A 16,180-nucleotide genomic window follows, 5' to 3' on the forward strand; every position below is an offset into this window, starting at 1 on the left:
CGTATAGTGTTAAGTGGAAAGGAAATTATGAATTACGGCAAAAAAGAGATAGACAGCAAAATAGACAAAATTAATTCATCTAATAAAAAAATATTCAACAAAATAAAGCTTAATGTAAAGATTTTTGCTGTTATCATTGTGTTTACCTTGATTTTGTGTGCGGTATTTTCGGGAGTCGGGATAGTAAGAGGACTTACGGACAGTGCACCTGATATAAATGAAGAAAATATAATGCCTGATGGATATCCTTCCATTATATATGATGCTAACGGTAAAAAGGTTCAAAAACTGATGGGCATAAACGCTAACAGAGAGTATAAAAAGATAACTGACATTCCTGAGTGTGTTCAGAATGCATTTGTTGCAATCGAGGATGCAAGATTTTACAAACACAGTGGTGTAGATCTTCAGGGTATTTTGCGTGCGGTGTTTTCAGCATTATCTGATGAAAAAATGACGCAGGGAGCGAGTACCATTACCCAGCAGCTTTTGAAAAATCAGGTGTTTGGCGGTGGAAATGAAAAGTCATTTTTTGGAAAAGTTTCAAGAAAGATACAGGAACAGTCACTTGCCATTAAGCTTGAAAGTACCATAGACAAGAAAAAAATACTTGAATATTATCTGAACACGATAAATCTTGGACAAAATACAATGGGGGTTGAGACGGCAAGCAAAAGATATTTTGGAAAATCAGTTTCAAAACTGACGGTATCTGAGGCAGCAGTGCTTGCGGGAATTACCCAAAATCCGACAGAATATAATCCTATCACAGAGCAGCAGAACAATGAAGCAAAAAGAAAGATTATATTGAAAAATATGCTTGATCAGGAATATATAACTGAAGATGAGTATGAGGAAGCATTGGGGGATGATGTTTACAGCCGGATACAAGATATAAATAAAGAAAAAAGGACATCTTCTTATGGTGATATAAACTCATATTATGTTGATGCGGTTATTGAAAATGTTGTAAGTGATCTTAAACAGAAACTTGGATATACGGAAACACAGGCATATAATGCAATCTACAGGGAGGGGTTGAAAATATATACTTGTCAGGATCAGTCACTTCAAAAGATATGTGATGATGTTATAAACAATGATAAATATTATCAGAAAAATACAAAGTCGTATCTTTCATATCAGCTTAAGGTAAAAAAATCAGATGGTAAAACTGAATTATATACTGAGGGCGATGTAATAGCATTTATAAATGATGCACACAAAAAGAGAATAAGTTTTTATTTTAAAAACCGTAAAAAAGCTGAGAAGTATATAAAATTGTTTAAAAAGAAAAATTTGGATAAGCATGATAAGATACTGAGTGAGAGCATCAATCTGATAAAGCAGCCGCAGGCATCTTTTGTTTTGATGGAACAGTCTACAGGAAAAGTTAGGGCTATAGTGGGAGGAAGAGGTGAAAAGACAGCAAACAGAACATTGAACAGGGCATCTTCCTCAAAGAGACAGCCGGGTTCTACATTTAAAGTTTTATCGACATATCTGCCTGCACTTGATACAAGTGGTTTTACACTTGCAAATGTTATGGATGATGCACCATATAAATATCCCGGAACAAATAAGCGTGTAAAAGACTGGGATTCATCAGGATACAAAGGACTTACATCACTGCGACAGGGTATTGTCGATTCGGTAAATATTGTTACGGTAAAAACTTTTCAGAAAGTTACACCCCAGACCGGATTTGATTATCTGTTAAATCTTGGATTTACGACATTAGTTGACCGGCGGGAAACTTCAGATGGGCAGATATATTCAGATATTCAGCTTCCGACAGCACTCGGTGGACTTACGGATGGTGTAACCAATGTTGAGCTTACGGCGGCATATGCTGCGATAGCAAATGGCGGAACATATATAAAGCCTGTATATTATACAAAAATAGTTGACTCTAAGGGAAATGTTCTGCTGCAAAACAGTAAGTCCGGTAAAAAAGTGATGAAGAATACGACGGCATGGCTTCTTACTGATGCAATGAAAGATGTGATAAAAAGAGGAACAGGAAAGAAAGCTGCATTTAAGAAAATCAAGATGCCACAGGCTGGAAAAACAGGAACAACATCTGACAATACGGACTTCTGGTTTGAGGGATATACACCGTATTATACTGCAGGAATATGGCTTGGCTATGATTCGATGTTTACGCAGATGTCAGGAAGTGCAAGCAAGATAATGTGGCGTGATATTATGGAGAAAGTTCATAAAGTCAAAAAATTGAAGAATAAAAACTTTAAGAAACCGGAAGACATAATAACTAGAAAAATATGTAAGAAGTGCGGCAAGCTTGCGGTTTACGGTCTTTGTGACAGAGCACTTGATGGAAATGATATAAAAACCGAATATTTTGCAAGAGGAACACAGCCAAAGGAAAGTTGTGACTGTCATGTGAAATATACTTTTTCAAATTCAACCGGTCATATGGCAGAAACAGGTGCATCTGCTTCGACTAATGATAAAGTGTATCTCAATAAAGACGAATCAACTTATAAGGCACAGACAAAAGATACACCGTATCTTATACCAGGCTGGTTGAAATAAAGTCAGCGTGTCCCTGCATCCAGATAACGCCCTTGAAGCGACGACCTATCATAGGTTCTCCTTCAAGGTCTTTTCTGTTTATGGAGATGTTCATAACAACATCATTACAGTTTATAAGAAGCTGGAAAACATCTTCATTTGTGTAAGGATTGGTCGTAAGTGACCAGTTAAGTATAGTACCTATTATCATATAGTTGTCTGATTCCGAGCCATATGGAATAAATGTGGAATCGACTATAGAGTACAAATCTTCTGTCATAATTCTTTTCATGAGTTGGCCGGAGAGGTCTATCTCATCGAGAGTTAGATTGTCGATGGCATCCTGGTCTCCGTTTTTTGCCTGAATGATAAGCTGTCTTTTCATGCGTGTTTCATGTCTTAATCTCTCGATGCTGTCATCAGTTTTTTCTATGCCAAGTAAGATGCGTCCCGCAAGTGAAAGACCTGAGAGTGCAAGATTTGCCCTGTGCGGAGTATTATCAGTAAAATTAAGTTTAATATAATCTACGGAATTTTGAAGATAAAAAATAACAGAAACAGCCATGCGTATATCATCACACATACCTGTAAAAGCACTTGTATCGACACGCCGGTTTATTGTGACTTCAGTTCTCATAGTGATAAGTGAACTGTAGCAATATGGAAAATAATGGTCAACATGAAAAAAGCCGAGCTTGTCGTATTCACCACGCACCGTAAGTCCTGTATTATGTGCAAATTCACGGCTCAGTTCCGTAATCTTTCTGCCATCCTTAGACAAAATCTGTTTGCTGACGGACGGTTTATCCATAGTGATACCAAGAAGTTTATCCATATCCTGTTTTGTTGTGATGTTGCTGAAACCGACAGCTCTTAAAAATCTATGCATATGATATTACTCCATTATTTATAAAAAATTTTATTTAATACTATTTAATACTATTTAATACTATCTTGCATCATATGATACTACATGACTGCCACAGCTACAAGTATAATATTCGGCTATTTTCTTGTAAAAAAGCGACTTTTAGGGTATAATCTAATGAGTTTCAGTGTAAACTGGTCGGCTTAAAATCAGTTTGCACAAAAAACAGCACAAGAATGGAGATTAATATGAGCAGGATTGCGGTTATTACGGATAGTAACAGTGGTATAAATTTTGAAGATGCAAAAGAACTTGGGATTAAAGTTCTGCCTATGCCTTTTCTTATTGATGGAAAGACTTATTTTGAGGAGATAAGTCTTTCGCAGGAAGAATTTTTTGAGAAACTTGAAAATGATGTTGACATATCGACATCCCAGCCGTCACCGGAGAGCGTCATGAAGATATGGGATGAGGCACTTGAGGAGGCTGACGAGGTGGTTTATATACCTATGTCGAGCGGCCTTTCAAGTTCATGCCATACGGCATTGATGCTGGCAGATGATTATGATGGAAAAGTTCAGGTTGTTGATAACCAGAGAATATCTGTCACACAGCGTCAGTCAGTGCTTGATGCTATGGAACTTGCAAAAAGAGGACTTACGGCAGTTCAGATAAAAGAAAAGCTTGAGAAAGTTAAGTTTGAATCGAGTATATATATAATGCTCGATACGCTTAAATATCTCAAAAAGGGCGGCAGGATAACACCGGCGGCAGCAGCATTTGGCTCTGCACTAAGGTTAAAACCTGTTCTTACGATTCAGGGAGAAAAACTTGACGCATATACGATAGCCAAGACAAAAAAGCAGGGTGTCAAGAAGATGCTCGCAGCAATAGAAGATGACATAAACAAGAGATTTGGCGGTACTGACCATATGGAAAACATACACATGGAGATAGCACATACCAAAAATCCTGAGGCGGCAGAGGATTTAAAACAGCAGATAATCGAAAAATTCGGAGTGACTGAGGTTGATCTTTATCCGTTGTCACTAAGCATTGCGTGTCATATAGGACCTGGTTCTATAGCAGTTGCGTGCTCAAAAGTTATTGACTGAAAAAATTTATATAATTATTAAAATATTGAAGATTTTTATTGAAACAAATCGTTATATAGGTGTATGCGGAACTGTCGTAAAGATATGATTAGATTGTGCACTCAGCACAACACATTGGTTTTGCAATCACCTGAAATCGTTTATAGAATGAGGGGGAAAGACGGATGAATTATATCGAACAGCTTGGTAAAGCAGCTAAGGCATCAAAAAAGAGTATAGCAACGGCAGGAACGGCTAAGAAAAATGAGCTTCTTGAAAAGATAGCAGAAAATCTCAGAAAAAATATTGATGTGATACTTAAAGAAAATGAAAAAGATACGGCTATGGCAAAGGAAAATGGTATAACTGATGCAATGGTAGACAGACTCAGGCTTACACCTGAAAGGATAAATGACATCGCTGATGCGTGCATATATCTGACAGGGTTAAATGACCCGGTCGGCGAGGTTATCGAGGGTTACACCAGACCGAACGGTATGCGTATCACAAAGACAAGAGTTCCGATGGGAGTTATCGGTATTATCTTTGAGTCAAGACCAAATGTCACGGTCGATGCGGCAACGCTTTGTATAAAGAGCGGAAATGCAGCGATACTCAGAGGAGGAAAAGAAGCGATAAACTCAAATAAAATTCTTATGGACATAATGAGGGAGTCAGTAGAGGAATGTGGTCTGCCGAAAGATATAATCCAGCTTGTCGAAGACACATCGAGAGAGAGTTCAAATCAGATGATGAGAGCGAACGGTTACATAGATGTGCTTATTCCAAGAGGAGGAAAAGGACTTATAAAAGCGGTGGTTGAAAATGCCACGGTGCCGGTTATTGAAACGGGAAGCGGTAACTGCCATATTTATATAGATGAGAGTGCCGATATTGACATGGCGGTATCAGTCACAAACAATGGAAAGACACAGCGTCCGAGCGTGTGCAATGCACTTGAGACTTGTCTTGTGCATAAGTCGGTTGCAAAGGAGTTTCTTCCAAAACTTATGGAGGAGTTTAAAAAGTTTAATGTTGATGTAAGAGGATGTGAGAGAACCGTTGAGATACTCGGAGAAGGCATAAAGCCTGCTACAGAGGAAGATTATGCCACGGAGTTTGATGATTATATCATGGCTGTAAAAGTTGTTGATGATATAGACGAGGCGATAGAGCATATATCAGAATATTCTACGGGACATTCTGAGTGTATCATTACAAATGACCTTAAAAATGCTGAGAAATTCCAGAGGGAGATAGACAGTGCGTGCGTATATGTAAACTGTTCAACGAGATTTACCGATGGCGGTGAATTTGGATTTGGAGCTGAGATAGGAATATCAACACAGAGGCTTCATGCAAGAGGACCTATGGGACTTAGGGAACTTACAACGATGAAATACCTCATAAACGGAGATGGACAGATAAGAAAATAGGGAAAGGGAAAAGGTAATGGAATTAAAAGTAGAAAATCTGATAAAGAGTTTCGAAGAAAAAAGAGTTATAAAAGGTGCGGACTACTCGTTCGAGAAAGGAAAAATATATGGGCTGCTGGGAAGAAACGGTGCAGGAAAGACAACGCTTTTTAACTGTATAAGCGGTGAGATGGATTTTGACAGCGGAAAGATTTATATGACAGATGAAGAAAACAGTGAGAGCATGAATTATGAAAAGATAGGTTATGTCTATTCAACACCGATACTTCCGGAGTTTCTTACAGGTTATGAGTTTATCAGATTTTTTACTGATATAAACAAAAAGAAAATAAAAAATATTAAAACACCAGAGGAATATGCAGATATGGTGTGCTTTGACAGAAGTGACCTTGACAAACTTATAAAAGGCTATTCGCATGGAATGAAAAACAAGATGCAGATGCTTGCGACAGTTATTGCAAGTCCTGAGGTTATGCTTCTCGATGAGCCGCTCACATCACTTGATGTTGTCGCCGCACATGAGATGAAAGAAATGCTTATGAATATGAAAAAGGATCATATAATCATTTTTTCTACACATATACTTCAGCTCGCAAAAGATCTTTGTGATGAGATAGTGCTTCTTCACGGAGGAAAGCTTGCAGGAGTGGCAGATGAGGTTTATCACAGTGCAGACTTTGAAGAAAAGCTTATACAGATGCTTAGTGCCGAAAGTGATGAAGATACAGAAAATATTGATATGTGGAGTGCAGATGCAGGTTTGTATGAACAAAATCTTTCGGATGATAAAAATAAAAACGAGAAAGATAATTTAATGACCGATGGCAATACCGAAAATCATACACAATCAGACAGCAGGACTGACGACTACGATCCATATGATTTTGATTGATAAATGTGAGAAATAAGTTCGAGAGTTTATTTTTTGCACGAATATTTGCTTATGAGAGATGACAAATAGATTTGACACCTGAATCTTTATAGCAAATTGCTCAGAAATTTCGTAGTCAGGAGGAAGAAGAATGTTTGAATTGATGTATCAGCAGATGCAGATTGCGTTTGCCGAGAGAATAAACAAATTTATATATACGGTTAGGAGAATACCGGTTATCGGAAAATGCATACCTGAGGAACTTTATGCGAGAGTATCTTTAAAAAGAGTGCTTGCGGTGTTGGCGGCAATACGGTCAGTGCTTGGAGATATGATAAATAAACTTTTATATTTTTTAGCCGCCATATGTTTAGGAGCTGCTGTTGTTTATATTTTTTTGGACGATGGGAAAAATGCTTTCACGGGACAAAGTATCATGTTGTTCTGGATATTTTTCTTTATGAATTTTTTGCTGGGTTCATTTGTAAACAGTAATATATGTGCCTGTGATGAAAAAGATTATCTGCTTGTAGGTCTGCTGAGGATTGATGCAAAAAAGTATTTTTTATTAAAAATATTTAAATCGCAGATTACACAGATAATATATTACACGGTATTTATGAGCGTGGCACAGCATATCATATTTGATGAAAGTTTAATGACGGTGTTTCTTTATATGCTTGGATTTGCAGCGTTCAGGTTTATAGGAGAGGCGGTAAGACTTTTCTTAAACGACAGATTTGGTATGCCGTTTACGGATAAAAAGCTGCCGGGCATATTTTATAATATTTATACGGTAGTTATGTTTTTTGTGGCATATGGAACTTTTTATCTGTTGATATTTCTCAAATATGTACTTGACATTGACGGGATAGTTTACCCTGATATACGCATTGTAGCGACAAATCCGGTGTTTCTTATATTGTCAGTTGTACTGGCGGTACTATCAATAAGATATATTGTAAATTATCAAAATTATCCGCTTGTTGCCAAAAGACTTGCCGGTTTTAATACGGTTATGGAGCAGAAGGCTGCCGTAGATGCGCTTGTAAAGGTAAATCAGAATGTTGAGGCGGATGACCTTAGCAAAAAAGAAACAGGACAGAAGATTTTTGAAGAAAAAGAGGGATATGAATATCTCAATGCGATATTTTTTGAGCGGCACAAAAAGATTTTTTCAAGACCGAGAAAATTAAAAACGGTTATTTCATTTATCATAATGGCTGCGAGCATAGTGGGGCTTATCGTATTTAAGGCAGGCTCAACGGCAAAGGAGTTTAATTCATTTGCAAATGATATGTGGAATGCAATGGACAGGGTTATGACTATCTTTGTATTTCTTATGTATTGCATTACATCAGGAAGAAGCATAACGAGAGCGTTATTTTATAATTGCGACCATAGTCTTATGAAATACGGTTATTACAGAAGACCTGATGCCATACTTAAAAATTTCAGGATAAGACTGAGATTTATGTTAAAAAGCGAACTTCCTATGGTAGTTGTATTATGTGTCGGTTTTGTGATAGATACGATAATCATCGGAAAGGCAGACCAGTGGGTAAAGCTTCTTTCGATAATAGCCTGCATAGTATTGCTGAGTATCTTTTATTCAGTGGTATATCTTTGTATGTATTATATTTTCCAGCCGTACACAGAGGGCGGAAAAGAGACGGGAGTCGGATATTCAGTATGTAAGGGTGTTATATATGTGGCATCATATTCATGCCTGCAGATAGATACGCTTCCACAGTATTTTGCTGCAATAATAATGGTGATAACTGTTGTAGGGCTTGTCGCAGGTTATGCACTTGCATATCTTATGGCACCGAAAAGATTTGTTTTGAAATAAATGCATATGTTTGTTAAGCGGATGCATACGGTGTTGATTTTGCAAAAATAGAAGCTGATAGAGTTATGGCAGGGAGCAGAGTGGATTGCGAATAATTAAAGGTGATGATGATTTTACCGGTGTATTACTGAAATGACAGGATGGGAGGAAGAATGGGCAAAAATAAAAAATACTACTTAAATGTAATATTTATGGCGGTTCTTTTAGCGGCAGTGTTTTATGTGCTTTTAAAAGACCAGGACTTAAATGACATATTAAATGCGATGAGAGGTGCTAAGAAATTTGATATGATTCTCTCGATGTTTGCGGCACTTGTTTATGTTATCATGGAGGGAGTTTCCATGCAGATAATATTACACTCGCTCGATTTCAAGAAACAGGGACTAAAATGTGTAAAATATTCGTTTATAGGATTTTTCTTTAATGCGATAACACCGTCGGCATCCGGTGGGCAGCCCATGCAGGTATATTATATGCATGAGGAGGGGATAAATGCGGGAGCATCTTCAGTGACACTTCTTTTCTGGACGATAATATACAAAGTCGTACTTGTCGTATTTGAGTTGTATGTATTTTTGTTCCATTTTGATTTTGCCGTAAAATATATCGGCGGATATATGTGGCTGTTTATTATAGGGATGGCGGTAAATGTTGTTTCGATAGTTTTATATACCATCATAGTTTTTTCAGAAACGGGTGCAAAAAAGCTTGCTTATATGGGAACATGGTTTTTACATAAATTAAAGATAGTAAGACATAAAGAAAAGGCAGAAAAAAAACTTGACGCTCTGCTTGATTCATACAAAGAGGGTGCAGTCTATATGCGTACCCATGTAAAGGTTGCAATAATCGTATTCTTAACGACCTGTGTTCAGAGGATTTCGTACTTTGCAGTAACATGGTTTGTCTATAGGGCACTTGGAGGCAGTGGATTTTCGGCATTGGAGATAATAATGCTTCAAAGTTTCGTGTCGGTATGTATAGACATCCTTCCGTTTCCGGGAGGTGTCGGAGCAAACGAGGGATTTTTCGTAGCGCTGTTTGCACCGGTCATGGGACACAGCATCGCGGTATCAGCAATGCTTCTCAGCAGGGGTTCAAGCTTCTATGTTTTAGTTATAGTCAGTGCAGCAGTATCAATGTTTGCACAGTTTCAGAATGTACGGAGGAGTAAATGTCAGAATACAAGATAGTTTATAAAGGCGGAACAGGGGAGATAGTTGAAAAAAAATCAAGATTTATAGCAAATGTGTTTAAGGTAGAGAGCGAAGATGAGGCTCTTGAGATTATTGAGCAGACAAGAAAAAAATACTGGGATGCAAGACACAACTGTTTTGCTTATATTATAGGAGAAAACGGGCAGACAAAAAGATGCAGTGATGACAAAGAACCGCAGGGAACGGCGGGAAAGCCTATACTTGAAGTTATCGAGGGGGCGGGCATCATAAATATCCTTGTTGTTGTGACAAGATATTTCGGTGGAACGCTTCTTGGCACGGGAGGACTTGTAAGAGCATACTCCGGTGCGGCAAAAGAGGGAATAGCAAACAGCAGTATAATTACCAAAGAAGCCGGAAAGAAATTTGTGATAGACACTGATTACAACGGTGTAGGCAAATTACAGTATATTGCAGCAAATATGGACATAACGATAACAGATACACAGTACACTGATAAGGTTGTAATGACATTTATAGTACCGCTTGATAAATGTGAGGAATTAAAGAAAAAGATAGTAGAAGCGACGGCAGGCAAGGCTGGGATAGATGACAGAGAGGAAATATATTTTGCAATGCTTGATGGCAGTCCGGTAATCTTTTAGAAAGGTAGTACATCATGGATTTATTTGATTATATGCGTGAACAGAGCAAAGAAGATGAATCTCCGCTTGCATCAAGACTCAGACCGAGAACGCTCGATGAAGTGGTGGGGCAGCAGCATATTGTCGGAAAAGGCAAACTTTTATATCGTGCAATAAAAGCTGACAAACTGGGTTCTATAATATTTTACGGACCTCCGGGAACAGGAAAGACAACACTTGCTAAGGTTATCGCAAACACGACAAGTGCAGAGTTTTTACAGATAAATGCGACAAGTGCAGGAAAAAAGGATATGGAGGAAGTCATAGAGAAAGCCAAAAACAACGCAGGAATGTATGGCAAAAAAACTATCCTTTTTGTAGACGAGATTCATAGATTTAATAAAGGACAGCAGGATTATCTGCTGCCGTTTGTCGAGGACGGAACAGTCATTCTTATTGGTGCGACAACTGAAAACCCATATTTTGAGGTAAATGGTGCGCTTATATCAAGGTCAAGGATATTTGAATTAAAAGCACTAGATACAGAGGATATAAAAGAACTGATACTTCGTGCCGTAAATGATAAAGAGAGGGGAATGGGTTCGTACAATGCTAAGATAGACGATGAGGCACTTGAATTTCTTGCAGACATGGCAAATGGAGATGCAAGGGCAGCTTTAAATGCCATTGAACTTGGAATACTCACGACCGACAGAGGAGCTGACGGTATTATTCATATAACGCTTGAAGCAGCGGGGGAGTGTATCCAGAAAAGACCTGTAAGATATGATAAGACAGGTGACAATCATTATGACACAATATCTGCATTTATAAAGAGTATGCGTGGTTCAGATCCGGATGCGGCGGTCTATTACCTTGCAAGGATGCTCTATGCGGGTGAAGATGTAAAATTTATCGCAAGGAGAATAATGATATGTGCAGCCGAGGATGTATCAAATGCAGACCCACAGGCACTTGTAGTAGCGGTAAGTGCGGCACAGGCAGTGGAAAGACTTGGTATGCCGGAGGGACGGATAGTGCTTGCACAGGCGGCTGCATATGTGGCATCAGCACCAAAGAGTAATTCGGCAATAATGGCGATAGACGATGCAATGCAGTCAGTTCAGAATGAGAAGATAAGCGGAGTACCAAATCATTTAAAAGATGCACATTACAAAAGTGCCGGAAAACTCGGTCATGGCACGGGATATAAGTATGCACATGACTATCCGAATCATTATGTAAGACAGCAGTATCTTCCGGATGAACTTGTGGGACGAAAGTTTTATGTGCCGTCAGACAATGGGTATGAGAGGAATATTTCTGAATACTTTGATAAAATAACGAATGCAATTTCCAAAGAAAACTAATGTCTGTTTACAGACAATTAGTTTTTGTGGAAATTATATGAGTGCAACGAACAGCGAGAAAACTTTGTTTTCGAGCTGAGCATTCGTTTTTGTTTAAAGGATGAGAGCGAAACTCTTGAGTAGTTGTGAGGTGATTTGATTGAAAAAAATAAAACAGGTTGTGGCTATTGTTATGTGTGTTCTTTTAGTTGGGATGTATGTTGCTTCGTTTGTGGCGGCGATTTTTGCCAAGCCGCAGGCTCACGGTCTTTTTATGGCGAGTGTGGGTATGACGATTATGATTCCGTTACTTCTTTATGCGTACACGATTATTTACAGGGTTATTCATCCTGAAGTGCATGAGGAGGATGGAATGTATAAGGATATGGAAAAATATGATGATGGCGGCGGGCTAAATGGTGAGAATAATGGCGGCGAACCGGATAGCGAGAATAATGGCGGCGGGAATAATGATGATAATAGGGATAAGGGAAATTAGAGATATGAGAGATAAAAAAAAGAGTAAGACAGGAAGTACAAAGTTTGGAATATGGTATGAAAAATCTGTGGGAAAACTTATTCCTAAGCAGACGGTTGTCTCACTTATTTCATGCTTTGTGCTTAATTCGGCAATATATACAGGAACTCAGCTTCTTATGAAAAATGCTAAGCATTATGACTTATCGACTAAGTTTGATAAGAGTCTGCCGTTTGTTAAGGAATGGATATACATATATCTTATATGCTTTGCTTTCTGGGCGGTCAACTACATAATGATATCAAGGACTGAGAGAGAACACTGGTATAAGTTTGCAACAGGTGATTATCTGTCAAGACTTATCTGTGGCGTGTTTTTTATATTGCTTCCTACTACCAATGTAAGACCTGAGATTACGGGAAACGGTCTTTCAAGTATTCTTATGAGGTTCGTATATACGGCTGACCCTGCATCAAATCTGTTTCCGTCGATACATTGTCTTGTAAGCTGGATGTGTTTCATCGGGATAAGAAAACAGAAACATATACCGGTTTGGTACAAAGTTTTTTCGGCAGTGTTTGCGGTACTCGTGTTTGCATCAACGCAGTTTACGAAGCAGCATTATATAATTGATGTGTTTGCAGGGGCCGCGATTGCTGAACTGTCATATTTTATAGGGACACATACTAACTTTTATAAAAAGATATGGAGATTTTTTGATAAAGTTAATAATGTTGTATTTGGGAGAGATTAAATGTCAGGAGTAAAGAAAAATATTTTTAATGGTGCTTTTTTGTTGTTGGTGCTTCTTATCACGCTCTATTCGGTATTTCATGGAGAAAATCTTTCAGAGCTTCTAATTTATTTAAAGCAGGGAGATTTCAGATATTGGTTGCTCGGTGCGGTATTTGTTGTAGGATTTATCGAGTCAGAGTCGGTGATAATCTATTATATGATGAAAGTATTAGGCGAAAATGTAAAACTGACACATTGTTTTTTATATTCATTTGTCGGATTTTTCTTCTCGCTCATCACACCATCGGCTACGGGTGGCCAGCCGGCACAGCTTTACTTTATGAAAAAAGATAAACTGTCATTGCCTACATCGACAATGGTACTTCTTATAGTAACGATTACATATAAACTTGTACTTGTCGTGCTTGGTCTTGTTGTAATGATATTAAGACCTGAGCCTGTATGGAGACTTTTAAAACCGATATACGGCTGGTGTTATCTTGGAATTTTCTTGAATGTTGTGTGTGTTTTTGGTATGCTTATACTTGTATTTCATCCTACGCTCGCAAGTAATATTGTATTATTTTGCCTAAGATTGTTTGACAGGATATTTAAGAAAGATATGGAAAAAAAATATGGCGGACGCCTGGAGAGAGCAATGGAAAAATACAGGTATGCGGCAGAATTTTTCTATAAAAATATAAAAGTTATAGTAAATGTATTTCTGATAACCTGCGTGCAGAGATTTCTGCTGTTTGCAGTTACATATCTTGTATATAGGTCATTTTCGCTCAACCTTGCCGGGGCAGGTGTGGTTATAACGCTTCAGGGAATGATTTCTGTTGCAGTTGATATGCTTCCGTTACCGGGAGGACTTGGGATAAGCGAAAAATTATTTAAAGATATATTCTTGCAGATATGCACAAAAAAATATACGCTTCCTGTTATGATAGTCAGCAGGGGATTAAGTTTTTATGTTCAGCTTGGAATAAGTGCTGTAATGACGGTTGTTGCGTATCTTAGGATTGGGTCAGCAGATAAGATACTAAGCCTGAAACGGTTGTATTTTAGAAAGAAATGAGGATTAATATGAAAGAGAATGTTGAAAAGAAAAAATTCACTGATAAGCTTATAGGAGTATATGATTATACAGTTATACTTACATATATAAGTCTTTTTATATCAGTTATAGGCATGACGCAGGCGATGAACGGAAGATTTAGGACGGCAGTTACCTGTCTTGCACTTTCGGGACTTTGTGATATGTTTGACGGAAAGATAGCCAGAAGCAAAAAGAACAGGACAGACGATGAAAAGCTTTACGGTGTACAGATAGACTCTCTCTGTGATGTAGTCTGCTTCGGTGTGTTTCCGGCACTTATATGTTTCCTTATAGGCGTGAGAGGACCGATAGGAATGTTTATTGTAGGATATTATTGTGTATGCTCAGTTATAAGACTTGCATTTTTCAATGTACTTGAGACCAGGAGACAGCAGGTGGAGGAAGGAGCAAACAAGTATTATCACGGACTTCCGATAACATCAATGGCTATCGTACTTCCGCTCGTATTTATGCTCCAGGTATTTGTTAGTGACAGGGCATTTGTGCTTGTGTTATATTTTGCCCTTGCGATAGTTGGAACATTATTTATTGTTGATTTCAAACTAAAAAAACCGGATAATAAGACACTTGTATTTCTTGTTATAGTGGTAGCGGCAGCAGTTATAATAGTCGTTTTATTTTCTAAATACAGAGTGCCAAGGCCGCATTTCTTTGAGAAACCTTTGTGGAAGATTTTCAGAGGATGATATAGATTAAGATATAACAGTTCAGCCTTGCATTTAATAAATTCATAAACCTGCCAGCAAGCTAACAGCAGGGGCATTTTTATAGTGTCCCTGTTTTTTGTAGGAGGAAACATTGAGAGGACTAAAGTTATATGAAATCAATCCAAGATATATAAAGTATCTGTCGCAGTATCAGGAACATATATTTATTTCGGATGGCGAGTATCGTTTGGTTGATATAAATGGCACAAAAGACCAGCAGTATAAACATTTGATGCAGGTTGAAAATTGAGAGATTAAGAGGCAAAAAATCGAATTCTAAAAAATGCAGATATTGTGTATAAGCATAAGCTGCATAATGGAACATCGACACCGCTTGCAAAAAGGACAAATGATTTTATTAAATTGGAAAAATGTTATAAACAATATAACGGATGAATGGAGTAAAAAATGGAATTTGAAAGAATAAATTGCAAATTACAGCAAAACAGTCAGGACAAATTACTTGAAAAAATGTATAAAAGTGATATAGGAAAGCAGTTATTAAAGGTACTTACAGGCAAAGCCGTGTCTGAACTTGGCGGAAGGTTTATGGACAGCCCGCTTTCAGTACCGATAATAAAACCTTTTATCGAGAAAAACAATATTGATATGTCACAGTATGAAGAAAAAGAATATAAAAGCTACAATGATTTTTTTACAAGAAAGATTAAAGATGGCGAGAGAGTCTTTGACTTTACACCGGAGCTTTTGTGTTCTCCATGTGACAGTAAACTTACGGTTTATAATATAGATGAAAATTCAGAGTATGAGATTAAGGGTACAAAGTATTCATTTGAAAGTCTTACAAGGAGCAAAAAGCTCGCTGATTATTACAACGGCGGTCATATGCTTGTTTTCAGGCTTTGCGTCGATGATTATCACAGATATTCATATGTAGATAATGGTTATCTCGGACCGGTAAGAAGAATAAACGGTGTTTATCATACAGTAAACCCTGTTGCTATAGAAGCCGGAAACGATATATACAAGGAAAACACAAGGGAGTTAAGTGTTTTGCACAGCGAAAATTTTGGCAAGATACTCCAGATAGAAGTAGGTGCGTTGATGGTTGGACGGATTGTCAACAATGATGAGAAATGTCATGTATCAAGAGGACAGGAGAAAGGTCGTTTTGAATTTGGCGGCTCTACGGTTATACTTGCATTTGCAAAAGACATGGTAAAGATTAAGGATGAGATAATCAAAAATTCAGCAGACGATTTTGAAACCATTGTAAAGATGGGGGATGTTATCGGAGAGAAATTTTAACACTATCAGGTAAGTACACAATAGTGTTATGTGCAAGCAGCAAAGCGGATTGCTAATAT

Annotated in this window: 15 protein-coding genes; 14 read left to right on the plus strand and 1 reads right to left on the minus strand. The window is 37.8% G+C overall.

Annotation, left to right across the window (positions count from 1 at the left end; all coding sequences use genetic code 11):
- Positions 1 to 27: 27 nt before the first annotated feature.
- Entirely contained in the window at positions 28 to 2,559 is a 2,532-nt protein-coding gene (locus DW721_RS06435) for a PBP1A family penicillin-binding protein (RefSeq protein WP_118745198.1), read from the plus strand.
- On the opposite strand, the gene DW721_RS06440 is transcribed toward DW721_RS06435, so the two are convergent.
- The gene (locus DW721_RS06440) at positions 2,537 to 3,427 is read right to left on the minus strand and encodes a DUF3881 family protein (RefSeq protein ID WP_118745199.1); all 891 of its coding nucleotides are present in this window, start codon (positions 3,425 to 3,427) and stop codon (positions 2,537 to 2,539) included. The genes DW721_RS06435 and DW721_RS06440 overlap by 23 nt on opposite strands.
- 227 nt (positions 3,428 to 3,654) lie before the next feature.
- Here DW721_RS06440 and DW721_RS06445 point away from each other — a divergent pair, with 227 nt between their 5' ends.
- The 13 genes from DW721_RS06445 to DW721_RS06500 all read left to right on the plus strand — a co-directional run bounded on the left by DW721_RS06445 (position 3,655) and on the right by DW721_RS06500 (position 16,121).
- On the plus strand, positions 3,655 to 4,521 hold the full coding sequence (locus DW721_RS06445) for a DegV family protein (RefSeq protein WP_022014046.1): 867 nt from the start codon (positions 3,655 to 3,657) through the stop codon (positions 4,519 to 4,521).
- 164 nt (positions 4,522 to 4,685) lie between these two features.
- Positions 4,686 to 5,936: a glutamate-5-semialdehyde dehydrogenase gene (locus DW721_RS06450; RefSeq protein WP_022014047.1), complete on the plus strand. Its 1,251-nt coding sequence runs from the start codon at positions 4,686 to 4,688 to the stop codon at positions 5,934 to 5,936.
- Positions 5,937 to 5,952: 16 nt separating this feature from the next.
- Positions 5,953 to 6,828, plus strand: a complete 876-nt coding sequence (locus tag DW721_RS06455; RefSeq protein ID WP_118745200.1) for an ABC transporter ATP-binding protein — start codon at positions 5,953 to 5,955, stop codon at positions 6,826 to 6,828.
- Positions 6,829 to 6,958: 130 nt separating this feature from the next.
- Positions 6,959 to 8,659 (plus strand): hypothetical protein, encoded by a 1,701-nt coding sequence (locus DW721_RS06460; protein WP_118745201.1) that lies wholly within the window; start codon positions 6,959 to 6,961, stop codon positions 8,657 to 8,659.
- Positions 8,660 to 8,811: 152 nt separating this feature from the next.
- The gene (locus tag DW721_RS06465; protein WP_055945957.1) at positions 8,812 to 9,852 is read left to right on the plus strand and encodes a lysylphosphatidylglycerol synthase transmembrane domain-containing protein; all 1,041 of its coding nucleotides are present in this window, start codon (positions 8,812 to 8,814) and stop codon (positions 9,850 to 9,852) included.
- Positions 9,834 to 10,481, plus strand: a complete 648-nt coding sequence (locus tag DW721_RS06470; protein WP_118745202.1) for a YigZ family protein — start codon at positions 9,834 to 9,836, stop codon at positions 10,479 to 10,481. Before DW721_RS06465 ends, DW721_RS06470 begins: the two co-directional genes overlap by 19 nt.
- A gap of 14 nt (positions 10,482 to 10,495) precedes the next feature.
- On the plus strand, positions 10,496 to 11,830 hold the full coding sequence (locus DW721_RS06475) for an AAA family ATPase (protein ID WP_118745203.1): 1,335 nt from the start codon (positions 10,496 to 10,498) through the stop codon (positions 11,828 to 11,830).
- A 139-nt stretch (positions 11,831 to 11,969) separates the two neighbouring features.
- Positions 11,970 to 12,308: a hypothetical protein gene (locus tag DW721_RS06480; RefSeq protein WP_118745204.1), complete on the plus strand. Its 339-nt coding sequence runs from the start codon at positions 11,970 to 11,972 to the stop codon at positions 12,306 to 12,308.
- On the plus strand, positions 12,226 to 13,041 hold the full coding sequence (locus DW721_RS06485) for a phosphatase PAP2 family protein (RefSeq protein ID WP_243035965.1): 816 nt from the start codon (positions 12,226 to 12,228) through the stop codon (positions 13,039 to 13,041). The genes DW721_RS06480 and DW721_RS06485 overlap by 83 nt, the downstream gene beginning before the upstream one ends.
- A complete protein-coding gene (locus DW721_RS06490) occupies positions 13,042 to 14,103 on the plus strand; it encodes a lysylphosphatidylglycerol synthase transmembrane domain-containing protein (protein WP_118745205.1) in 1,062 nt (353 codons plus the stop codon).
- An 8-nt stretch (positions 14,104 to 14,111) separates the two neighbouring features.
- Complete coding sequence (locus tag DW721_RS06495) at positions 14,112 to 14,831, plus strand: CDP-alcohol phosphatidyltransferase family protein (RefSeq protein WP_118745206.1); 720 nt, start codon at positions 14,112 to 14,114, stop codon at positions 14,829 to 14,831.
- 112 nt (positions 14,832 to 14,943) lie between these two features.
- Positions 14,944 to 15,102 (plus strand): hypothetical protein, encoded by a 159-nt coding sequence (locus DW721_RS16045; RefSeq protein WP_182436236.1) that lies wholly within the window; start codon positions 14,944 to 14,946, stop codon positions 15,100 to 15,102.
- Positions 15,103 to 15,260: 158 nt separating this feature from the next.
- Complete coding sequence (locus DW721_RS06500) at positions 15,261 to 16,121, plus strand: phosphatidylserine decarboxylase (RefSeq protein WP_118745207.1); 861 nt, start codon at positions 15,261 to 15,263, stop codon at positions 16,119 to 16,121.
- Positions 16,122 to 16,180 lie beyond the last annotated feature (59 nt).

This window comes from Clostridium sp. AM27-31LB, from assembly GCF_003480745.1.
Classification (GTDB): Bacteria; Bacillota; Clostridia; order Lachnospirales; family Lachnospiraceae; genus Butyribacter; species Butyribacter intestini.